At 69.2% G+C, this 22,734-nt stretch carries 14 protein-coding genes and 1 pseudogene; 10 read left to right on the plus strand and 5 right to left on the minus strand.

Annotated elements, in window-relative coordinates; genetic code table 11:
• Window positions 1-71: 71 nt before the first annotated feature.
• From BLU77_RS21165 to BLU77_RS21185, 5 genes are all read left to right on the plus strand, one after another.
• Entirely contained in the window at window positions 72-848 is a 777-nt protein-coding gene (locus BLU77_RS21165) for an alpha/beta fold hydrolase (RefSeq protein ID WP_245708987.1), read from the plus strand.
• A 155-nt stretch (window positions 849-1,003) separates the two neighbouring features.
• Window positions 1,004-2,287: an ABC transporter substrate-binding protein gene (locus BLU77_RS21170; protein ID WP_089775458.1), complete on the plus strand. Its 1,284-nt coding sequence runs from the start codon at window positions 1,004-1,006 to the stop codon at window positions 2,285-2,287.
• 60 nt (window positions 2,288-2,347) lie between these two features.
• A complete protein-coding gene (locus tag BLU77_RS21175) occupies window positions 2,348-3,289 on the plus strand; it encodes a carbohydrate ABC transporter permease (protein WP_089775460.1) in 942 nt (313 codons plus the stop codon).
• Window positions 3,290-3,294: 5 nt separating this feature from the next.
• Window positions 3,295-4,146, plus strand: coding sequence for a carbohydrate ABC transporter permease (locus BLU77_RS21180; protein WP_175477278.1), 852 nt, complete (start codon window positions 3,295-3,297; stop codon window positions 4,144-4,146).
• Window positions 4,147-4,152: 6 nt separating this feature from the next.
• Window positions 4,153-5,826 (plus strand): hypothetical protein, encoded by a 1,674-nt coding sequence (locus BLU77_RS21185; protein WP_089775464.1) that lies wholly within the window; start codon window positions 4,153-4,155, stop codon window positions 5,824-5,826.
• A gap of 16 nt (window positions 5,827-5,842) precedes the next feature.
• On the opposite strand, the gene BLU77_RS21190 is transcribed toward BLU77_RS21185, so the two are convergent.
• A complete protein-coding gene (locus BLU77_RS21190; protein WP_089775466.1) occupies window positions 5,843-6,268 on the minus strand; it encodes a hypothetical protein in 426 nt (141 codons plus the stop codon).
• 69 nt (window positions 6,269-6,337) lie between these two features.
• Here BLU77_RS21190 and BLU77_RS21195 point away from each other — a divergent pair, with 69 nt between their 5' ends.
• The gene (locus BLU77_RS21195) at window positions 6,338-6,817 is read left to right on the plus strand and encodes a GNAT family N-acetyltransferase (protein WP_089775468.1); all 480 of its coding nucleotides are present in this window, start codon (window positions 6,338-6,340) and stop codon (window positions 6,815-6,817) included.
• 37 nt (window positions 6,818-6,854) lie between these two features.
• Here the strand turns inward: BLU77_RS21195 and BLU77_RS21200 are convergent, their stop codons facing one another.
• Window positions 6,855-8,345, minus strand: a complete 1,491-nt coding sequence (locus tag BLU77_RS21200) for a hypothetical protein (protein ID WP_089775470.1) — start codon at window positions 8,343-8,345, stop codon at window positions 6,855-6,857.
• Between the two features lie 172 nt (window positions 8,346-8,517).
• Here BLU77_RS21200 and BLU77_RS21205 point away from each other — a divergent pair, with 172 nt between their 5' ends.
• From BLU77_RS21205 to BLU77_RS21215, 3 genes are read left to right on the plus strand one after another with little or no spacing between them, the layout of a single operon-like run.
• Window positions 8,518-10,149 carry a hypothetical protein gene (locus BLU77_RS21205; RefSeq protein ID WP_089775473.1) on the plus strand — a complete coding sequence of 544 codons (1,632 nt, stop codon included), beginning with the start codon at window positions 8,518-8,520 and terminating at the stop codon, window positions 10,147-10,149.
• Window positions 10,146-11,174 (plus strand): hypothetical protein, encoded by a 1,029-nt coding sequence (locus tag BLU77_RS21210; protein ID WP_139177880.1) that lies wholly within the window; start codon window positions 10,146-10,148, stop codon window positions 11,172-11,174. Before BLU77_RS21205 ends, BLU77_RS21210 begins: the two co-directional genes overlap by 4 nt.
• Before the next feature lie 34 nt (window positions 11,175-11,208).
• Window positions 11,209-12,129, plus strand: a complete 921-nt coding sequence (locus tag BLU77_RS21215) for a tetratricopeptide repeat protein (RefSeq protein WP_089775477.1) — start codon at window positions 11,209-11,211, stop codon at window positions 12,127-12,129.
• A gap of 165 nt (window positions 12,130-12,294) precedes the next feature.
• On the opposite strand, the gene glgB is transcribed toward BLU77_RS21215, so the two are convergent.
• The 3 genes and pseudogenes from glgB to BLU77_RS21230 form a co-directional block, all read right to left on the minus strand.
• Entirely contained in the window at window positions 12,295-15,819 is a 3,525-nt protein-coding gene (gene glgB, locus BLU77_RS21220; RefSeq protein ID WP_089775479.1) for a 1,4-alpha-glucan branching protein GlgB, read from the minus strand.
• A complete protein-coding gene (treS, locus tag BLU77_RS21225) occupies window positions 15,816-17,618 on the minus strand; it encodes a maltose alpha-D-glucosyltransferase (protein ID WP_089775482.1) in 1,803 nt (600 codons plus the stop codon). Before treS ends, glgB begins: the two co-directional genes overlap by 4 nt.
• Window positions 17,585-19,641, minus strand: a pseudogene (locus BLU77_RS21230) (alpha-1,4-glucan--maltose-1-phosphate maltosyltransferase). Before BLU77_RS21230 ends, treS begins: the two are co-directional and overlap by 34 nt.
• A gap of 109 nt (window positions 19,642-19,750) precedes the next feature.
• Between BLU77_RS21230 and glgP the strand changes: the two are divergent.
• Window positions 19,751-22,354, plus strand: a complete 2,604-nt coding sequence (gene glgP, locus BLU77_RS21235; protein WP_089776103.1) for an alpha-glucan family phosphorylase — start codon at window positions 19,751-19,753, stop codon at window positions 22,352-22,354.
• Window positions 22,355-22,734: the final 380 nt, after the last annotated feature.

The following is a 22,734-nucleotide window of genomic DNA, read 5'->3' on the forward strand; positions in this document are numbered from 1 at the left end:
GACTCGACGCATTCCCGTCGATCGGGTGCGGCCGTAGGTCGTGAGTAGGCTCGCGAGGACGAGACTGACGCGTGAGAGAGGCTGACATGCTGACCGTGAACGCCTACGGACCGACAGTGACCGAACCTCTGGTGCTGCTGCACGGGTTCCCGTTCGACTCCCGGATGTGGGCCGATGTGCTGGCCGCGATGCCCAGGGTGGGGGTGCTCACGATGGACGCACCCGGGTTCGGGAGGTCTGCGCCGATCGACGGTGGACTGGAGGACTATGCCGATGCTGTGGCCGAGACGCTGACCGCACGTGGTGTGCAGCGCGCCGTCGTGGCCGGGCTGTCGATGGGGGGATATGTGGCCCTGGCGCTCGCCGAGCGGCACCCCGACCGGCTGGCGGGTATCGGTCTGCTGGACACCAAGGCGCAGGCCGACCCGGAGCCGGCCCGGCAGAATCGGCTCCGGGTCGCCGACGCGGCGCTTGGACCGGAGGGTGCGGCGGCGGTGGCGCCGATGATCGACGTGCTGACCGCCCCGGGTGCACCAGCGCAGGTGCGCGCCACGGTGACCAGATGGCTGGAGGAGGCACCGCCGTCGGGAATCGCCTGGGGGCAGCGCGCCATGGCCGCGCGCCCCGATCGGCTCAATGTGCTCGACGGGCTCGACATCCCTGGGCTGGTGCTGCGGGGGAGCGACGATGCCACGGCCAGCGTGGCCGACCATGAGGCGATGTCACGTGCGCTCGGAACGGACGTGGTGCAGGTGGCCGGTGCGGGTCACATGAGCGCGGTGGAGGCGCCAGGTGCCGTGGCCGAGGCATTGTCAGACCTCGTGGCACGGGTGCGCCACACCGGCTGAAGTTGTCACCTGTGTCCGAGTTGTGATCGGACTATGTCAGGACAAACCTTGCGTTCATGCCGACATGTCGCTTATTGTCCGAGGTAAACGCTTCCCGTGTCACGAGTGCCCCCCTCCGGACGCCCTGACACACTCAACGATGAGAGGTACTCCTCATGAATCCCATTCTCGGTCGCCGTCAGGTGCTCGCCGGCGGACTCGCCTCAGGTGCCGCCGTGGTCGGTCTCTCCGCATGCGGCTCCGATGGTGGTGGCAGCGGCAGTGGCTCGGACGTGGGCACGCTGCAGTTCTACCTCTCCGGTGACGCCAACCAGGGTGGCGGCTACCAGCACATGGCCACCAAGTACGAAGAGGAGACCGGCGTCCGCATCGAGATCGTGGACGTGGCCAACGAGGACCTGCAGACGCGCCTGCGCAACGCCGCTCTTGCGGACGACCTGCCCGCGCTCGCCCGGCCGGGCGGCTTCGACCCGCAGTGGATGAACGCCTGCCGCGACCTCACCGAGATCGCCGAGTCGACCGGCGCGATGACCGACCTGTCCGTCATCGACGAGTCCGGCCGGGTCCTGTCGTTGCCGAGCGACGTCACGGCCGTGGGCCTGTTCCTGAACAAGTCGCTCTTCGATGAGGCGGGCGAGAGCTACCCGCAGTCGCCGGAGGAGATCTGGACCTGGGACGAGTTCGTCGCCACCGTCAAGCGCGTGCAGGAAGCCGCCGGCGTCAGCTACGGCATGGTGATGGACCGGACCTCCCACCGGCTGAAGGCGTTCCTGTACGAGTTCGGCTCGGACGCCTTCCTGGCGGATGACAACAACGAGTACCAGACCAACGAGAACACCAAGCCGGCGCTGGAGTACTTCTACGGGCTGAACGACGACTCGTTCATGCCGCGCTCGGTCTGGCTCTCCGATGGTGACCCGAACGCCCTGTTCAAGAGCGGTGACGTAGTCTCCTATCTCTCCGGCTCCTGGCAGATCGCCGACTTCGCGGAGAACATCACCGACTTCGAGTGGGTCTCGGTCTACCTGCCCAAGCAGCCGGTGCGTGCCACCAACTTCGGCAACGCCGCCAACATCGTGGTCTTCGAGGGCGACCAGGCCGACGCCGCCTACGACTTCATCAACTGGCTGTACCAGCCGGAGAACTACACCGAGCTCAGCGAGACCTCCGGCTTCCTCCCGGCCGTGGAGGGGCTGACGATCGCCTACGAGAACCACCAGGAGTTCTTCGACCTCTACAACGCCGAGATCGAGGCGTGCGACCCGATCGCGGGTGAGGTCAAGGCGCAGGAGCTCGTGCTCCAGTCCGAGGGGCTCCAGCTCGAGGGCGACCCGTTGCGCGACGAGGTCGTCAAGTACCTCAACGACGAGCAGGACGTGGACACCGCGATCCAGAGCATCAAGGACCAGCTCACGCAGGCGCTGACCTCGATCCGCTGACCGTTCGGGTGCGCCCGGCCGACGAGCCGGGCGCACCCGGAGTCCATCCGAAGGAGCCCCATGACTGCGTCCACCGCCGAGCCGGTTCAGCAGACCGCGCCGGTGCCCCCGCCTTCCCGACGTCGGCGTCGATCGATCCGCCGTGGTCAGACCCTCGCACCGCTGATCTTCATCGCCGCCGCCGTGGTGCTGTTCGCGCTGTTCTTCGTGTGGCCGGGCGTCTTCGGCTTCATCTACTCGCTCTCCGACTACCGCGGCTTCGGCAGCCCGGACATCATCGGGTTCGACAACTACACCCTGTTGTTCGGTGATCCCGAGTTCTACAGCGCGCTCGGGCGGACCTTCCTCTTCGTCGGGCTCTCCGTGCCGCTGCACTATGCGATCCCGCTCGGTCTCGCGGTACTGCTCACCACCAAGCTCGCCCGCGGTCAGACCGTGGCGCGCGCCGTCTTCTTTCTTCCCTGGCTCATCTCGCCGATCGTCAACGGTGTGATCTGGCGGTGGCTGTTCGGGGAGAACTTCGGCTTCTTCAACTACTTCCTGTCCCTCTTCGGGATCGGGCCGGTGCAGTGGCAGACCAACGGTGAGCTCGCTCTCGTGGTGGTGCTGATCGCCGGGACCTGGGGTGGGACCGCGTTCACGATGCTGTTGTTCATCGCGGCCTTGCGAAACATCCCCCGGTCCTACCTGGAGGCGGCAGCCATCGACGGCGCCACCAGGGCCCAGCGCTTTTTCCGGATCACCATGCCGTTGCTGGCGCCGACGACGTTCCTGGTGGTCCTGCTGACCACGATCGGCGGCATGAAGGAGTTCGCGATGATCCAGGCGCTCAACGGCGGCGGTCCGGGTACCGAGAACGTGCTGATGGTGCAGTACATCTACCGGACCGGGTTCGAACGCGGGGACATCGGCTACGCCAGTGCAGCATCGATGGTGCTGATGCTGATCCTCATCGTGATCGCGCTGATCCAGATGCGCTTCGACCGGAAGGACGTCCAGTGAGCTCGGTGACGAAAGCGTCCGACCGTTCGGTGCGCCGGGAGAAGAAGCCCTCGGCCGCCCCGGCGACCGTGCTGCTGTGGGTGCTGGTGGCGATCTACGCCTTCCCGCTGCTGTGGTTCATCCTCAGCTCGTTCAAACCCGGTAGCGAGCTGTTCAGCCTGCCGCTGTCGATCCTCCCGGAGAACTGGACGGTCTCCGGATACGTGGACGCCTGGAGCCGGTTCAACTTCGCCCGGTACTTCATGAACACCGGCATCGTGGCGGTGGTCACCACCGCGCTGACCGTGCTCGTCTCCTCGATGACCGGATACGCGCTCGCCAAGTACAAGGCGTGGTGGCTGAACGTTTTCTTCATGTGCATCCTGGCCACCACGATGCTGCCGACCGAGGTCATCATGCCCTCGACCTTCGTGGTGATCCGCGACCTCGGCCTCTACGACTCCCTGCCAGGCATCATCATCCCCTCGATCGTCACCGCGACCGGTGTGTTCATGTTCCGGCAGTACTTCAAGACGGTGCCGGACGAGCTGCTCGAGGCTGCCCGGATCGACGGGGTGGGGGAGATCCGGACGTTCTTCTCGATCATGCTCCCGCTGGCGAAGCCGATGGCGGTGACCCTGGCGATCTTCTCGTTCCAGTGGCGCTGGAACGACTACATCTGGCCCCTGCTGGTGCTGAACGATCCGAACCAGTACACGCTGCAGATCGCGCTGCGCTCCATCGTGGGTGCGGACAACATCGACTGGTCGGTGCTGCTCTCGGCCTCGGTGATCTCGTTGCTGCCGATGATCATCCTGTTCCTGATATTCCAGCGTCAGATCATGAGCGCAGATATGAACTCCGGCTTGAAGGACTGACCGCGCGTGCAGGGAGACGACCAGACGGTCTTCACCACCCAGGCCGTATCGGGTGCGGACGAGGTGCTGGCGGCACTGATCGACGGTGGCCCGGCCGCGGCGGCCGAGCGCGTGCGTGGTCATCGCGGTCTGATGGCGATGATCAAGGCCGCGGTGGTCTGTTCGCTGAGTCCGACCTCCCGGTGGTCCGGGCGGGACGAGCCACTCCGGGCGGCGTCGGGCTGGCTGACCGAGCTCGAGAATGCCCAGGGACCGAGCGGGCTGTTCACCTCCGGTGACAACGTCGATTCCCCGCCGGACTCCAGCTTCACGCTGAACGACCTCGCCGTCGTGCACACGCTGCTCACTGGCCAGCGAGGATGGGAGGCGGTGCGCTCGGGGTTGGCCGAGGTCGCCTGCCGCGCCGCGGACGCCGTCCTGACCGGTGGCGTGCACACGCCGAACCATCGGTGGGAGATCGCCTCCGCCCTCGCCGGGTTGGCCCAGGTGCTCGGCGACGACCGGTGCACCGGGCGGGCTCGGCAGTGGCTCGCCGAGGGCGTGGATGTGGACCCCGACGGCATCTACTCCGAACGGTCGGCGAACTATGCCGCGCACGTGTCCAACCCGTCGCTGCTCACGCTCGCCGATGCGCTGGGTGAGGACTCGCTGCGAGAGGTGGTGCACCGCAACCTGCACGCGATGATCGACCTCACCGACGCCGGCGAGGTGGAGACCGTGCACTCGCGCCGGCAGGACCAACGTCAGCGGTTCCCCATCGGTCCGTTCGCCATGCAGTGGCGCCGGTTCGCCGTGGCCGGGTGTCGGCGGTGCGCGCACGCCTGCGGGGCGGCGCAGACGGCGCCGGGCTTCGACCCGGTCGATGCGCTCGCCCAGCTGCTCGCCGAGCCGGCACTCGGAGCAGACGTGGAGACGGGACCACCGCCCGAGGTGAGGCGCACCTTCGAACTCGGGTTGCGCCGTCGGCGGGACGCGCAGCAGATGAGCACGGTCTACGCCGGCTCGGACGTGGCCCGTAGCGGGCGGATCGCCTCCGGTCTGGCCTGCAACCCCACCGTGCTGCGGTACCGCTACGGGGCGGCGCTGCTGGACTCGGTGCGCCTCTCCCGAGACTTCTTCGGTCTCGGGCCGTTCCGGCCGAGCCAGTGGCAGGAGATCGACGGCGGCCTGCTGCTGGTCGAGGAGCTCACTACCGGCTACTACCAGCCGCTGCCGCCGGACCAGCACCGCTTCGACGGCCGGTACGACCTCGAGTTCGAGGGCCGGTTCGCCGCGGCGATGAACTTCTCCCGGCGCCCGGTGGATACGGTCCGGCTGCGTACCGAGCTCGGTGTGCGCGAGGAGCCGGACGGTCTCCGGCTGGACCTGAGCTTCTCCGGGGCCGACGTGCCGTTCGCCGTCGAGGTCGCGTTTCGTGCCGGTGGCACGCTGACCGGCGGTCGTGACCTGGGCACCGGCGCGGTCGAGCTGGACGAGGGGCACGCCGCGTACCGGGTCGGTCGGGACGAGATCATCGTGGGGCCGGGCCACGGGAGCGGGCCGGACCGGCCGCCGGTGTACCACCCGGGGGAGGCCTACACCTTCCTCGGCGGCACCGACGCGCTCACCGGGCCGCGGGTCTACCTGACCGGACGTACGACGGAGTCGATGGCGGTGACGATCCGGGGGACGAGCGTCTAGTGCACGGCCAGGGCGATCACTCGTCGCGCCAGCCGGGCAGCAACCGCTCCAGGGCGACCGGAAGGTCGATCGACTCGCCGTCCTTCCCGCCCGCTCCGAGTACCAGCGGGGGATCCTTGGGCGTGGGTGTGACCCCGCGCAATCGCTCCCACGGGGAGAGCGGTGCGGTGAGCACGTAGAACGCGCCGTCCGTCCCGACGGCGGCCGTTCCGTCGTTGCGCAGGTACCAGCCGCGTAGGGGGGTGCGTGCCTTACCCCGGCCGCCGTAGCCCTTTACCTCGAGCGCCTGGGGCGCCAGTCCGGCACGGCCGGCGGCGTCCGCGAACTCCTCCAGCAGTCGTTGTGCCCTGCTGCTCTCACTGGCTTTGCGGTTCGCGAGGCGTCGTTCGTGCTCGGCCGCGGCTTCGCGGCGTTGGCGCGCCCAGTCCTGCTCCGTGCTCACCGCACCAGGGTACGTGCCCGCCCGCGTCGGCACGCGTGCCGGGTCGCCGGCGGCGTCTAGAGTACGGCCATGACGACGGCACGGATCCGACCAGCGCACGCCGGGGACGCTGCCGCCCTGCACGCGCTGCACACCGCCACCTGGCGGGAGGCGTACGCCGATCTCCTGCCGGAGCACGTGTTCGAGGCACGCGAGCGGGACGGGCTGCCAGCCTGGGAGCACCGACTCACCGATATGGCCGGCCCGTCGGTCTGGCTGGCTCATCGGGACGGTGAGCCGGTCGGGTTCGCGTGGGCGGAGGCAGCGGGGACGGGGCAGGTCCGGGCCCTCGAGCTCGCTGCACTGTATGTGCGCGCCAGCGAGTACGGGCAGGGGACGGCAGCGAACCTGCTCCAACTGGCCACCGGCGATGCCCCGTGCATGCTCTGGGTCGCGCAGGACAATCCGCGGGCCTTGGCGTTCTATCGCAAACACGGCTTCGAGGCCGACGGTGCCGCACGCCGCGTCGACGCGTGGGGCAACCTTGCTGTGGTGCGGATGGTCCGCTAGCCGGGCGCGCGATCCGGCCTTGGACGACCCGGCCGGCTCAGTCCTTGACCTGGTCGAGCACCTGGGTGTCGTCGTTCGACCCCGCGTCCTCGCTCGACTCGGTCTGGTCAGGTTCGGTCTGGTCGGCTGCCTCCGCGGGAGACTCGTCGGTCTCCTCCACGTCCTGTGACGGATCCGCATCGTCGGTGGCCTCGGTGGCCTCGGTGTCGTGCGCCTCGTCTGGTTGCTCCTGCGAACCGTTCTCGTCGGTGTCGTCCTCTGGAGCGGCCAGGTCCGCGGCTTCGGCCACCTGGCCGGAGCCGAGGAGGGCGCGCAGCTCATCGAGATACCCGGTGATGGACTCACGCTGCCGGTTCAGGTCGTCCACCTGCCGCTGCGCCGTGCGCCGCTCACGGTCGGTCTGCGCCGACGTGTCGCTACGCAACCGATCGGCGTTCTCCCGCGCCTCGCGGGTGATCCGCTCGGCGCTGGACTGGGCATCGGTAAGGATCTCCTCCGCCTGTGCTTCGGCCGCGGAACGTACCTCCTCAGCCTTCGCCAGCGCCTCGGCCACCCGGGCCTCGGCATCCTGGGCGTGAGCCTGCGCATCAGCGATCATGGCGTCGGTGTCGGCCTTGGCCTGCGTGTGCATCTGCGCGTCGGCCTCCTCCGAGGCGGCTCGACGTGCGGCGACCTCGAGCTCGGCCGTCTCGCGCATGTCGGCCACCGACCGGCGGATCTCATCCGCTTCGGCGTTCGCCGTCCGCAGGATCTCGGCCGCCTGCTCCTCCGCTTCGCTGATGGTCGCCGTAGCCGTGCGCTGGGCGTCCGCACGCAGTGACTCGGCGTCGGCCTTGGCACGCTCGCGCAGCTCGGTGGCCTCAGTCTCGCTGGTGGCCTTCAGCTCCCGGGCGTCACGTTCGGAGCCCACCTTGAGCTCGGCCACCTCCTGCTCGGCCGTGGCACGGAGCGTGCCGAGCTCGCGCTCCAGGCTCGCGTGCCGTTCGCTCTGCTCGGTGGCTGAGACGCTGGCGATCCGAGCGGCCTCCCGCTCCGCGGAGCCGACCAGCTCTTCGGCCTTGCGCTGCGCTGCGAGCAGAACTCCCTCGGCCTTGCTGGTGGCCCGCTGGGTGGTGCTGTCGGCGTCCCGGCGTGCGTTCGAGAGCCGCTCGGCCGCCTCGTTCTCCGCCTGGGAGGACAGTTCGGCGGCACCGGCCTCGGCTCGTTCGAGGAGCTCCTTGGCCTGCAGGTTCGCCTGCGTGACGACGTCGCTGGACTGCTCCTCTGCCGAACGCAGTAGGTGCTCGATCCGGGCGCCCAGACCGGCGTAGCTCGGCTTCTCCGCCTCACGGAGCTGTGCCTGAGCATCGGCCAGCTCACCCGACACCTGCATCACGGAACCATCCAGGGATTCCACCTGCGTGCGGACCTCGGCCAGCTTGCGCTCGCCGTCGGCGACCTTGCGTTCGAGGGAATGGATGTACTGATCGACCTGCGCACGGTCATAGCCGCGCATCACTACCGGAAAGGTCGACGCGTCGTCAGCCACACCAGTCTCCTGCCTGTGTCGGGTGCTCGAAGAGTCCAGGACAGCGTATCGGTACCCATTGAGGCGCGGATGTGTCTCGCGTCACCTCCTGTCCCAGATCACGGAATGGTCACGTACCCTGGGAGGCTGTCGACGACACCGCTCGACCACGACCAGAAGGGGTGGCCCGCTCGTGCTTGGAAGGATCTTCGCGGTCCTGCTCATCGTGCTGGGGCTCGGCACGGCAGGTGCAGGTATCGCCTCGGGCACCGTCTGGCGCCCTGACGAGGTGGTCACCGCCACCCTGCCGCAGGACCCGGAGGTTCCCGTCGTCCTCGCGCCCGGGCACGTACTGGCCACGGTGAACCCGGACGTCACCGTCACCGTGTCTGCCGCCGACGGTGAGACACCGGTGGTCCTCGCGATGGGTCGGACAGCCGACGTGCGCGCCTGGGTCGCGGACGCGCCCGCCGTCGAGATCACCGGGCTGACCGATTGGGAGACGCTCTCGGTCGAGCAGGTGACCGCTGATCCGACCGAGGAGCCGAGCGAGGACGCGTCGGCCGATCCGTCCGAGTCGCCTTCCGACGATGCCGAGGGCGCCGAGAGCGAGAGCAGTGATGCCGAGACCGCCGACGAGGGCGCCGAGGCTGAGGCCGAGATGCCGACCGTTCCCGATCCTCGTGGCTCGGACCTGTGGATCGAGGAGCTCAGCGACACCGGCGAGCTCACGTATGAGTGGTCGCAGGTCGAGGGTGACTGGCTGATGCTGGTGGCCACCGACGGCTCCACCCCGGCGCCGACGGTCTCGCTCACCTGGGAGCGTGAGGTGACCACACCGTTGATGGTGCCCGGGATCATCGTCGGCGGTGTGTTGTTCCTGATCGGTCTGGTGTGGCTGGTGATCCTGCTGCTGATGGCCCGGGAGGAGAAGCAGGCCCGACGCCGTGCGGCCGAGTCAGAGGCCGAGGACGCGGCGCCGGCGATGGTGTCGACGGTCGCCGAGGACGGCACCCCGTTGACCCGCCGTCAGTTGCGGGAGGCCGCTCGTGCCGCGGAGGAGCAGCAGCGCACCGGAGCGATCGCCGTGACCGAGGACGCGGACCCCAGGGAGGACGGATCCACTGAGGACACGGACACCACCGAGGACACGGACACCACCGAGGACGGAGCGACGGACCTGGCGGCCTGGGTCAACGCCGGCCGGAAGGACGCAGCGCCGGACGACGAAGGGTCCCACGGCGAGGACGCGTTGCCTGAGCACGCCAGCAGCGATTCCACCGAGGATGCCGATTCCGGCGACGGCGAGACAGAGAGCGACACCCGCGACAGTCTCGATGAGGACAGGTCCACGGCCGACGCTCCGGACTCAGATGCGCTGAGCGCCGCCTCGGCAGATGACGCTCCGACCGATGGTGCCGAGGTCGATGACGCCGACCCGTCCGGGACCAAGGAGGACACGCCACGCCGCCGGTGGTGGCAGTTCGGTCGGTCCCGGCACACGGGCGATGCGGACGAGCACCACGTCACGGAAGAGAGCGGCTCCGCAGGACTCGGTGACTTCTCCACCTGGGGGGCGCCGACGATCGGGGCCGCCGCCGCTGAGAGGAGCGCCGCAGCGGGTGAGCGCGTGGACACGCCACGTGAGTCGTCCGAGACCGAGGACGGCGCTGCCGATCCGGGAGCCACGACGGACTCGCCGGAGGAGCACAACCCGCAGGCGTCCGGAGCCTCGTGGCGGCAGACCTGGGGCCTGCACCGGGCTGCGCCCGAGACGCAGCCGGAGGAGACACCCACCGACGGAGACGAGGAGGACCAGCGATGAGTCGTCGACGCCGGATGACCGGGATCACCGCGCTGCTCGCCGCGGCGGGGATGCTGACCGCGTGCGCGATCGAGATCCCCGAGCCTCAGGAGCCGCCGGAGCAGACCGAGACGTTGCCCGTGCTCGACGAGCCCCGGCTGGAGCGCCTCCTCGCTGAGCTTGGCGAGGACATCGCCGCGGCGGACGAGGAGCAGGACGCTGAGCTGCTGGCCGGCCGGATGGAGGATCCGGCGCTCTCGGTGCGCGAGGCGGAGTACGCGCTCGCGGCTGCGACGGCTGACACCGATCAGTCCTACACCCCGCAGCCCTTGACCGCCGAGACGCAGGTGGAGATCGTGGCGGTGACCGACACCTGGCCGCGCACGGTGATGGTCGTCACCGAGATCCCGGACGAGTCCAATGTGCCGCTGCTGGTCACCCTGGAGCAGGAGACGCCGCGAGACCAGTACCGGATGCACAGTTGGGTGCGGCTGCTCCCGGGAGTCGAGATGCCGGAGACCGCTGTCCCGTCCGTGGGAAGCGCGCCGGTGCCGCTGGACGCTGAGGGCTACGTGTATACACCGCAGGAAGCGTTGGATGCCTACGCACAGCTGCTCGGCGACCGCGACGAGGAGGGGACCATCGGTGACACCTTCGTCGAGGACCCGTTCCGTGAGCTGGTGACCGAGCAGCTGGACAGCTTCGACTTCGACGAGGCCGGTGAGTTCAGCCACAACACCACCGCACCAGGGGATGACATCCTCACCCTTGCGACAGCCGCCGGCGGCTATCTCGTGGTCGGTGCGATGAACACGCAGTACACGTTCACCAAGACCGTCGAGGGATCTGAGCTGAGTCTGGGCGGTGAGATCGCGGCGCTCGACCCCGAAGACGGTGAGGTGTCCGAGGACGGTGAGTCGCTGAACGCGCGGTATCGCCTCATGGTCGCCCTGCACGTGCCCGCTGAGGCCGAGGACGCACAGGTGACCGTTGTCGGTGCGGAGCGGGTGCTCACCGAGGTGAGTCACGCAGACGCCGACGAGTGATCGGCGACCTCTCGTACGAACTAGGATCAACCCCATGAGTCAGCCATCGAACCCGGTCAACCTGCACGGCGCCGTGGACCTCTCCTCGATCGCCGCCCCGAAGCCCCCCGCTCCCTCGGAGAGCACACCGGACGGGCTGGTGGTCGACGTCAGCGAGGCCACCTTCAACGATGTGGTCCAGCAGTCCATGACCGTGCCGGTCGTGGTCATGCTCTGGCAGGTCGGAGAGGGACAGAGCATCCAGCTCAACCCCACCATGGAAGCGCTCGCCACCGAGTACGGCGGGAAGTTCCTCCTGGCCCGCGTGGACGTGGCGGCGAACCCGCGGATCGCTCAGGTGTTCCAGGTGCAGTCGGTTCCGACCGTGCTGGCCGTGATCAAGGGCCAGCCGCTGCCGCTGTTCCAGGGGTCGCACGCTGCCGACCAGTTGCGCCCGGTGCTCGACCAGGTCCTGCAGGCTGCCCAGGAGAACGGCGTGACCGGGACGGTGGAGGTCGCCGAGAACGATGCGGAGGACGCCGAGCCGGCCGAGCCCCCGTTGCCGCCGCACATCCAGGCTGCCTACGACGCGATCGAGGCCGATGACCTCGATGGTGCGGCCGCAGCGTTCCAGCAGGGGCTCGACGAGAACCCGCGGGACGAGGAGGCTGCTGCCGGGCTGGCGCAGGTGGAGCTGCTCCGCCGGATCGCCGGTCTGGACCCGCAGCAGGTGCTCACCGCGGCGAGCGAGGCTGCCGCCGGTGACGTCGCAGCGCACCTTCCGGCCGCTGACATCGAGGTGGCCTCCGGCAAGCTCGCCGAGGGATTCGCCCGGCTGATCGGCGTCATCCGGGTGACCGCCGGGGATGACCGCGATGCGGCCCGGACCCGCCTGCTGGAACTCTTCCAGCTCGCCCCGCACGATGCACCTGAGGTCGTCAAGGCACGCCGCGACCTCGCGGTCGCGCTCTACTGAGTCCGACCACCCAGCACTCACCTCACCCAGCACTCACCTCACCCAGCACCCACTCGACCGGGCACCGACACCACAGCGAGTGCGGCTGATCTCGCTCATATCCCGGGATATGAGCGAAATCAGCCGCACTCGCGTCAGGGGAGGGGCGTCAGGAGGACGAGTGCGTCAGGGGGTGGGCGTCGGGCGTAGGAAGGTGACGCCGAGTGGGGGCACCCGCAGCACGATCGACTCCGAGCGACCGTGCCACGGCACCTCCTCGGCCGTCAGCGGGCCGGTGTTGACTACCCCACTGCCGCCGAAGTCGGTGTGGTCGGTGTTCAGCACCTCCTCCCACGTGCCTGCTTGCGGGACGGCCACCCGGTAGTCCTCGTGCGCGGTGCCGGAGAAGTTCGCCACCACCAGGAGCTGCTCACCGGCGCCTCGGCGCAGGTACGCGAGCACGTTGTGGTCGCCGTCGTTGGCCTCGATCCACTCGAACCCGCTGGGTGAGAAGTCGTCCGCCCAGAGCGCGGGGGAGGCGGTGTAGAGCAGGTTGAGCTGGCGCAGCATCAGCCGCACCCCGGCGTGCGAGGGCGTGTCGCTGAGCCCCCAGTCGAGGGACCGGGCCTCGGCCCACTCGGTGTTCTGCGCGAACTCACCACCCATGAACAGCAGGTTCTTGCCCGGATGGGACCACTGGTAGGCCAGCAGCAGCCGCACCCCGGCGAGCTTGGCCCACAGGTCACCGGGCATCCGCTCCCACAGGGATCCCTTGCCGTGCACGACCTCGTCGTGGCTGAGGGGGAGCACGAACTGCTCGGAGAAGGCGTACACGAGGGAGAACGTGAGCTCGCCGTGGTGGTAGCGCCGATTGATCGGCTCCTCCGCCAGGTAGCGCAGCGTGTCGTTCATCCAGCCCATGTTCCACTTCAGACCGAAACCGAGGCCCCCGTGCTCGGTGGGTGTGGTCACCCCGGGCCAGGCGGTGGACTCCTCGGCGATCATCATCGTGCCGGGCGCTACCCGGTAGGCGGTCGCGTTCGTCTCCTGGAGGAACTGGATCGCCTCCAGGTTCTCCCGCCCGCCGCGCACGTTGGGCCGCCACTGGCCCGGTTCGCGGGAGTAGTCGAGGTAGAGCATCGAGGCCACGGCGTCCACCCGGAGCGCGTCCACGTGGAACTCGGTGAGCCAGTACAGCGCGTTCGCCACGAGGAAGTTGCGCACCTCGTTGCGTCCGAAGTTGAACACGTACGTGCCCCAGTCCAGCTGCTCCCCGCGCAGCGGGTCCGGGTCCTCGTACAGAGCGGTGCCGTCGAACCGGGCGAGCGCCCAGGCGTCCTTCGGGAAGTGTGCCGGCACCCAGTCCACGATCACGCCGATCCCGGCCTGGTGCAGCGCGTCGACGAGGTGCCGGAACTCGTCGGGGCTGCCGAAGCGGGAGGTCGGGGCGTAGTAAGAGGTCACCTGGTAGCCCCAGGAGCCGCCGAACGGGTGCTCGGCCACCGGGAGCAACTCCACGTGGGTGAAGCCCATCCAGCTGACGTACTCCACGAGCTGCTCGGCGAGCTCGGTGTAGGACAGCCCTTGCCGCCAGGAGCCGAGGTGCACCTCGTACACGCTCATCGGGCCCTGGTGCGGATCGGACGACGCCCGGCTGTCCATCCAGGTCTGGTCGGCCCAGGTGTACCCGGACTCGTCCACGACGGAGGCCGTCGCGGGCGGGATCTCGGTGGCTCGGGCCATCGGGTCGGCCTTGGTGTGCCAGGAACCGTCGGTGTGGCAGATCTCGTACTTGTACCGCTCACCCGGACCCACCTCGGGCAGGAAGATCTCCCACACGCCGCTGGACCCGAGTGAGCGCATCGCGCTGCCGCGCCCGTCCCAGTGGTTGAAGTCGCCGACTACCCGGACGGCGCGTGCGTTGGGTGCCCAGACCGCGAACGAGGTCCCGACGACGTCCCCCAGGCTGGATGGGTAGCGACGCACCTGGGCGCCGAGCACCTTCCAGAGCTCCTCGTGCCGCCCCTCGGAGATGAGGTGCTGGTCCATCTCACCGAGGGTGGGCAGGAAGCGGTACGGGTCGTCGGTGAGAACCTCTCCGCCGGCGTAGGTGGCCAGCACACGATAGTCGGGGATCTCCTCGGCAGTCAGGGCCACGGTCCAGATCCCGCCCCACTCGTGGGTGGCCGGATGGTCGCCGGCGACGGTGCGTATGGTGACGGCGGTGGCCAGGTGCCGCACGGTTCGGATCGTGACCACGCCGTCGGCCAGGTGCGGTCCCAGGACGTCGTGCGGGGCGAAGTGTGCTCCCTCGGAGAGTGCCTGCAGCACTTGGTCGTCGGTCGGGGCGGGGCTCGCACCCGCCGGGGTCGCAGGCGCGGGTGTGGGGGTGTCGTTCTCTCTCATGGCCTGCTCCTCGATGATTCGCCGGATGCCACCCAGGGGGATCGACAGCCAGTCGGGGCGGTTCTGTTGTTCGTAGACGGCTTCGTAGAGTGCCTTGTCGAGCTCGAGGGCGCGCAGGACCACCGGATCGGCGTCCCCGCCCTCGCGGCGGTATCCCTCGATGAGGGCCTCGCGGGCGTCCTCGGTCCATCGTGGGTCGCCGGCTGGGCCGACGGCGGCCGCGTAGTCGATGGAGCGGAGCATCCCGGCCAGGTCGCGCAGCGGGTGGTCCGGGGCGCGGCGTTCGGCGAGGGGGCGCAATGGCTCACCCTCGAAGTCCAGCAGGAACCACTCCTCCGGCCCACGCAGCGCCTGGCCCAGGTGCAGGTCACCGTGAATGCGCTGGTCCGGCGGGAGGGGCCGTGAGGTGACGGCGGAGATCACCTGTTCCACGCCGTCGGCCCATTCGCTCAGTGCTGGGACGGCGGTGAGTGCCCATCGGGCGCGGGCGCGCAGCGCATCGGCCAGGTCGGCCGGCTGATCGCGCACCGGCAGCGCCTCGCGCAGGGCGGTGTGCATGGCCCCGGTGCACCGGCCCAGCTCCCGGGCGAGGTCGGCGAACGAGCGGGCTTCGCGCGCGTGCTCGCAGGCGAGCTCGAAGCCGTCCCGGGCATCGGGGACGAATGCCGACAGCACGCCCAGGTCACCAGCCTGTGATCCGTCCGGCGTCCCGGTGCCGTGCGGGGACGGCCACCGACCGGAGAGCCAGCCGAGTGGTTCGGGCACCTGACGCCATCGGGCGCCGTGCAGGGCGCGGGTGATCTCGATCTCGGGATTCGGGCCCGGTGCGAGCACGCGAAAGACCTTCAGGATCGCCGACCGGTCGCCGTCGACGGCGGGGATACGGATGGAGGTGTTGGACTGCTCGCCGGTGTGCACCTGCCCGGCGGTCGGGTCCAGGTCAGGCAGGGCGAGGCTCGGGTGTTCAGGCGTGGCGGCGGCGGCCAGCCAGGCGCGCAGGAAGGCCGGGTGGTGCGGTCCGTCCACCAGCACCGAGTCCGTGCCCACGGCGGCGATCTGCCCCGGGAGCGGTTCGTCCTCCCGGCGGGCCACCACGAGGGGGACCTGGAGGACGGCGGTGCCGCTGTCGCGCTCCAGGGCCAGCAGCACCACGGTGCAGGCCCCCTCGTCCTCCGGATCGGGGAGGTCGAGAGTGGTGAGGATGCGCAGGTCGGCGTCGGTCGCGTCCTTGGCGGGGAACCAGCGCGCCTGCCGTACCCACGGGGTGAGCAGATCCAGGAGTAGGGATCCGTCGGTCGCCGTCATCGGCTCACCACCTGCAACCAGAAGAAATCGCGGGAGCCGAGCGTCAGCACGGCGGTCCCGTCCGTCCGCTCAGCGTGGTCCGGATCCTCCGCCGGGGCGTCCTCGTCCGCCGCGGAAGCTGCGGTCTGCACAGCGGGGAAGTTCTCGCCTCCGAACACGTCCACCAGAGCGGCGCCGGCCAACCCGGGCAGCGCGATCGTCGCCGATCGCGGGGTGGCAGCGAGGTTCGCCACGCACAGGATGGTCTCGCCGTCGGCGCCCTCGTCCGTGCGCAGGAACGCCAGGACGGCGTCATTGTCGGTCTGCAGCGGGACGTAGGCGCCGGTGCCGAACACCGGGTGAGCACGCCGCACCTCGAGGATGCCGCGCACCCAGTGCAGCAGGGAGGTGGGGATCGCCAGTTGTGCCTCTACGTTCAGCTGGTGGTAGCTGTTCGTGAGGTTCTGCACCACGGGGAGGTACAGCCGACCCGGGTCCGTGGCGGCGGAGAAGCCCGCGTTGCGGTCCGGGTCCCACTGCATCGGGGTCCGGACGGCGTCCCGGTCCGGGAGCCAGATGTTGTCGCCCATCCCGAGCTCGTCGCCGTAGTACAGGCAGGGGCTGCCCGGGAGGGAGAGGAGCAGTGCGTGCGCCAGTTCGATCTCGGCTCGCGAGTTGTCCAGCAGTGGCGCCAGCCGACGGCGGATGCCCACGTTCGCACGCATCCGCGGGTCGGGGGCGTACCAGCCGTACATGGCGGCCCGTTCCTCGGTGGAGACCATCTCCAGGGTGAGCTCGTCGTGGTTGCGCAAGAACGTGCCCCACTGCGCCTCGGCCGGGATCTGCGGGGTGTCGGCGAGGATCTGGATAATGCTGCGTGCGGACTGCTCGCGCAGGGAGTAGAAGATCCGGGGCATCACCGGGAAGTGGAAGCACATGTGACACTCCGGGGCGTCCGCGGTGCCGAAGTACTCCACCACTTCGTGCGGCCACTGGTTCGCCTCGGCGAGCATCAGGCGTCCGGGGAACTCCTCGTCCACCATCGCCCGTACCTGGGCGAGGAAGGTATGCGTGGCGGGGAGGTTCTCGGAGTTGGTGCCCTCCTCCTCGAACAGGTAGGGCACCGCGTCCAGCCGGAAGCCGTCAACCCCCGTGCGCATCCAGAACCGGACCACCTCGAACATTGCTTCCCGCACCCGTGGGTTCTCGAAGTTCAGGTCCGGCTGGTGGGAGAAGAACCGGTGCCAGAAGTACTGCCGGCGCACGGGGTCGAAGGTCCAGTTGGAGACCTCGGTATCGACGAAGATGATGCGCGCGTCGCCGTACTGCTCCGGATCGTCGCCCCAGACGTAGAAGTCACCGTACGGGCCGGTGGGGTTGGAGCGGGAGGATTGGAACCACGGGTGCTGGTCGCTGGTGTGGTTCATCACCAGGTCGATGATCACTCGGATGCCGCGGGCGTGCGCGGACTCCATCAGCTCGGCGAAGTCCTCGATGGACCCGTACTCGGCAGCCACCGCGGTGTAGTCGGAGACGTCGTAGCCGCCGTCGCGCAGTGGGGAGGGGTAGAACGGTGGCAGCCAGAGGCAGTCCACCCCGAGCCACTGCAGGTAGTCGAGCCGGTTGATGAGCCCACGCAGATCACCGGTGCCGCTGCCGTCGGAGTCGGAGAACGCGCGCAGCAGCACCTCGTAGAACACGGCGGTCTTGTACCACTGCGGGTCCTCGCTCAGACCCGGGCGCGGCCCGCCCGCGAGGGCCAGCCGTCCGCGGCTGCCGGGGGAGGTCACTGGGAGCTCACCTGGATGATGTGCGCGCATCGCCCGAACGGGTCGAGTCGGACGAACGGCTCCTTCGACCACGCGTAGGTCTCCCCGGTGAGGCGGTCGTGGGCGGTGAATTCGCTCCGACCGGTCAAGCCCAGCGCTGCCAGGTCGAGCTCGATGACCGACTCCCGGGTGGTGTAGGGATCCAGGGTGACCACCACGATCACCGTGTCCGCCCGCCCGGTGGGGGACAGGTGCGCCGGCAGGTGGCGGGAGAAGCAGAAGATCGCGTCGTCGGTGGTGGGATGCACCGTGAGGTTGCGCAGCCGTTGCAGCGCTGGGTGCTCGCGGCGCACCGTGTTCAGCAGTCGGAGCAGGTCGGTCAGTCCGTGCTGGCGGGCGGCCGCGTCCCAGTCGCGCGGCTTGTACTCGTACTTCTCGTTGTCGATCTGCTCCTGCGCGCCGGGTCGGGCCACGTGCTCGGCCAGCTCGTATCCGGAGTAGATGCCCCACGTGGGCGAGCCGGTGGCGGCCAGCACAGCGCGGATCGCGAACGCCGAGGCGCCTCCCTGCTGCATATAGGGGGTCAGGATGTCGTGCGTGGTGGGCCAGAAGCTGGGCCGCATCACCGCCGCTGCGTCCCCGCTCACCTCGGTGAAGTACTCGGCCAGCTCGGCCTTCGTGTTCCGCCAGGTGAAGTAGGTGTAGGACTGGTGGAAGCCCACCGCCGCCAGGGTGCGCATCATTGCGGGCCGGGTGAACGCCTCGGAGAGGAAGATCACCTCGGGGTGCGCTGCCCCGATCTCGGCGAGCAGGCGCTCCCAGAACGGCAGCGGCTTCGTGTGCGGGTTGTCCACCCGGAACGCGGTGACCCCGTGGTCGATCCACAGCTGCAGCATGTCCCGGATCGCGACGTAGATGCCCTCGGGGTCGTTGTCGAAGTTCAGCGGGTAGATGTCCTGGTACTTCTTCGGCGGATTCTCCGCGTACGCGATCGACCCGTCCGCACGCGTGGTGAACCACTCCGGGTGCTCGGACACCCACGGGTGATCGGGGGAGGCCTGCAGCGCGATGTCCAGAGCCACCTCGAGGCCCAGCTCGCGGGCGCGGGCGACGAAGTCGTCGAAGTCGTCGAAGTCACCCAGGTCCTGGTGGATCGCATCATGGCCGCCATCGGCGGCGCCGATCCCGTACGGGAGCCTGGGTCTCCCTCGAGCGCCTCGAGCGTGTTGTTGCGGCCCTTGCGGTTCGTGGTCCCGATCGGGTGGATCGGGGTGAGGTAGACGATGTCGAACCCCATCTGCGCGATCGAGGGGAGCCGATGCGCTGCCGTGCGCAGGGTGCCGGAGATCCACCGGCCGGTGTCCGGGTCCTGGAAGGCGCCCTCGGAGCGGGGGAACATCTCGTACCACGAGCCGTACAGGGCGCGCTCGCGGTGCACCACCAGCGGATAGGTGGCCGAGGGGGAGACGTCGTCACGCAGTGGTGCGGCGGCCAGGGTGGCTCGCACCTCGGGCGAGGTGGCCACGGCCAGACGGGCCAGTGGCGGGCGGGAGGTGTCGCGCAGGGCGAGGACGGCCTCCCGGAGCACGCGAACGCCGTCGGGGGTGGCGGACACCTCCACCTCGGTCAGAGCACGCTCGAGCACCAGCGCGCCCTCGGTGAGCATCAGCTCGGTGTCGACGCCGGCGTGCACCTTCAGCTCAGCATCGTGGCTCCACGTGCCGTACGGGTCCGACCAGCCCTCCACCCGGAACCCCCAGGTGCCGACGGCGTCCGGCACCAGCCACGCCTCGTACACGTCGTTGCCGGGGGAGACGTCCTCCATCGGTGCGCTCGAGTGATCGTGTCCGTCCGGGCCGACCAGGACGGCGGTGGCGGCCACGGCATCGTGCCCCTCGCGGAACACCGTGGCCCGGACCGGAATGGCCTCGCCGACGACAGCTTTGGTGGGCCAGCGGCCGTTCTCGACGGTGGGGCCGACCTCGATGACGGGGATCCGGCCGATCGGGGTCGCGGGGGTGGGGACTGGAATGCTCACGGACTCGAACCTACCCAGATGAGAGCCCGTACACATCTGGGATTGGCACTCGGTTCGTGACGTGATCAGGTCGTGACCGGCCACATCGCTGTAACGCATTCTGAAAAATACAGAAACGCCTACTCAGTGGCCTATGCTGCCTCGCGTGAGAGCTATCCGACGATTCACCGTCCGCACCGTGCTGCCCGAGGCGCTCGCGGCCCTGGACGACCTCGCACTGAACCTGCGCTGGTCGTGGCACGCACCCACCCGGGAGCTGTTCGCCTCGATCGACCCCGAACGATGGGGTGACGTGCACGGCGACCCGGTCCGGTTCCTCGGCGGGCTCTCCCCGGAGCGGCTCGCCGAGCTGGCCGCCGATGCCGAGTTCGTGGCCCGGCTGAACGGCCTCGCCGACGACCTGCACCGATACCGCAGCGAGGACCGGTGGTACCAGGACGAGGCGCAGCGGCGTGTGGCTGCCGGCGAACCGGCACTGCCGTCCTCGATCGCCTACTTCTCCGCCGAGTTCGGGATCACCGCCGCGCTGCCGCAGTACTCCGGCGGCCTCGGCATCCTGGCCGGTGACCATCTGAAGAGCGCCTCCGACCTGGGCGCGCCGATCATCGGCCTCGGCCTCCTTTACGGCGCCGGCTACTTCCGCCAGTTCCTCACCCGGGACGGCTGGCAGCACGAGACCTACCCGTTGCTCGACCCGGACAACCTCCCGCTGACGCTGCTGCGCGAAGGTGACGGGACGCCGTCGAGGATCAGCCTGCCCCTGCCCGGCGGCCGGGTGCTGCACGCACAGATCTGGCGGGCCGACGTCGGGCGGGTGCCGTTGCTGCTGCTCGACTCCAACGTGCCGGAGAACGACGACCTCGCCCGCCGGGTGACGGACCGTCTCTACGGCGGGACCAGCGAGCACCGGCTGCACCAGGAGCTGCTGCTGGGCATGGGCGGAGTGAAGGCACTGCGGGTGCATGCCCGGCTCACTGGTACGCCCGAACCCGAGGTGTACCACTGCAACGAGGGTCACGCCGGCTTCCTCGGGATCGAACGGATCCGGGAGCTGATCGAGCGCGCCGGTCTGTCCTTCGCCGCGGCCACCGAGGCGGTGCGGGCCGGGACCGTGTTCACCACGCACACCCCCGTGCCGGCCGGGATCGACCGCTTCGGCGCCGACCTGGTGGCCGAGCACTTCGGCGGCGGGAACGAACTGCCCGGGATCGGCGTCGAGGACGTGCTCGCGCTGGGACGTGAGTCCTACGACGGCGGTGACCCGGCTGTGTTCAACATGGCCGTGATGGGGCTGCGGCTCGCGAAGAAGGCCAACGGGGTGGCCCAGCTGCACGGACGGGTCTCCCGCGGCATGTTCGCTCACCTGTGGCCCGGATTCGACACCAGTGAGGTGCCGATCACCTCGATCACCAATGGTGTGCACGGCGACACCTGGACCGACCCGTCGTTCGTGCGGGCGCAGACCGAGGCCTTCACTCCCGACGAGCTCGCGTCCGGTGCCGGCTGGTACAAGTCCGAGGGAGGGATCGACAACACCACCCTGTGGGAGCTGCGCCGGCAGATGCGCTCGCGGCTGGTGGCCGACGCCCGGGTGCGGGTGCGCAAGTCCTGGCTCAAGCGGGGCGCGTCACCGGCCGAGCTGGGCTGGGTGGATGGCGTGCTGGACCCGGACGTGCTCACGATTGGCTTCGCCCGCCGGGTGCCGACCTACAAGCGGTTGACGCTGATGCTGCGGGACACCGACAGGCTGCGGCGGCTGCTCACCGACCCCGAGCGGCCCGTGCAGATCGTGGTGGCCGGCAAGTCCCACCCTGCCGACGAGCAGGGCATCCGGCTGATCCAGAAGCTCGTGCAGTTCGCCGACAGCGAGGACGTGCGTGAGCGCATCGTCTTCCTGCCGAACTACGACATCGAGATGGCGCAGACCCTCTATCCGGGCTGTGACGTGTGGCTGAACAACCCGTTGCGGCCGTTGGAGGCGTGCGGGACCTCCGGGATGAAGGCCGCGCTGAACGGTTCCCTCAACCTGTCCATCCTGGACGGCTGGTGGGACGAGATGTTCGACGGCGAGAATGGCTGGGCGATCCCCACCGCCGACGGTGTGGACGATCCGGAGCGTCGCGACGACCTGGAGTCCGCGGCTCTGTACGACCTGCTGGAGAACACCGTGGCACCGCGGTTCTACGACCGCACCGACGGGTTGCCGGTGCACTGGCTGGAGAACGTGCGGCACACCCTCGCCACGCTCGGGCCGAAGGTGCAGGCCACCCGGATGGTGCGCGACTACATCACCGAGCTGTACACGCCGACGGCTGAGTTCTACCGGGCGTTGGGCGGCGGCGACGGTGCTGACCGATCGGCGGCCCCGGCGCTCGCGGACTGGAAGGCACAGGTGCACCAGGCGTGGCCCGGTGTACGGGTGGAGCACGTGGAATCCGAGGACGTGCACGACGTCGTCAAGGTCGGCGACCGGGTGACCCTCAAGGCGTTCGTGGCGCTCGGGTCCCTGCGGCCCGAGGACGTCGAGGTGCAGGTGAACTACGGCCGGGTCGGTGAGGACGACGAGCTGGACGAGTTCGGCACCGCCGAGCTGGCCCTGACCGACACCTACGAAGGCGGGCGCTACCAGTTCTCCCGGGCGTTCACGCTGGCTCAGTCCGGACCCTTCGGCTACGCGGTGCGGATCGTGCCGCGGCACCCGGCACTGGCTGGTGCGACCGAACTGGGGCTGGTGGCTGCGGCGTCCTGAGAGAGTGCGCTTCAGGCGTCGCACATGCGCCTCGGTATCCCTCGGGCGCCCCTCGTGGCCGGCCGTTGCCTCCCTGCTCCCGTGCTAGTGTGATTTAGATCACCTCAACTGAGGTGGGGGCGGGAGAGCAACATGGTGGGTGAACTGGCATCCGCGTTGCGCGAATCGGCTGGAGATCCGAGTCTACGACGCCGACAATTCATCGGTTAGGTGCCTGTGATGCAACAACGGGCCATTCATCATCGAATGTGTTCGACTGCACGACGTGCGGCTAAGGTCGGCCTCGGGTTCGTGATCACTATTACTGCAGTCGCTTTCGGTTCCTCTGGGGACCTCGCCCATAGTCTTCTCGTCGCAGGTGTTCCCGGGCTGGTGGGTGC

Origin of the sequence: Ruania alba (assembly GCF_900105765.1) — a bacterium.
In the GTDB taxonomy this organism is placed as follows: Bacteria; Actinomycetota; Actinomycetes; order Actinomycetales; family Beutenbergiaceae; genus Ruania; species Ruania alba.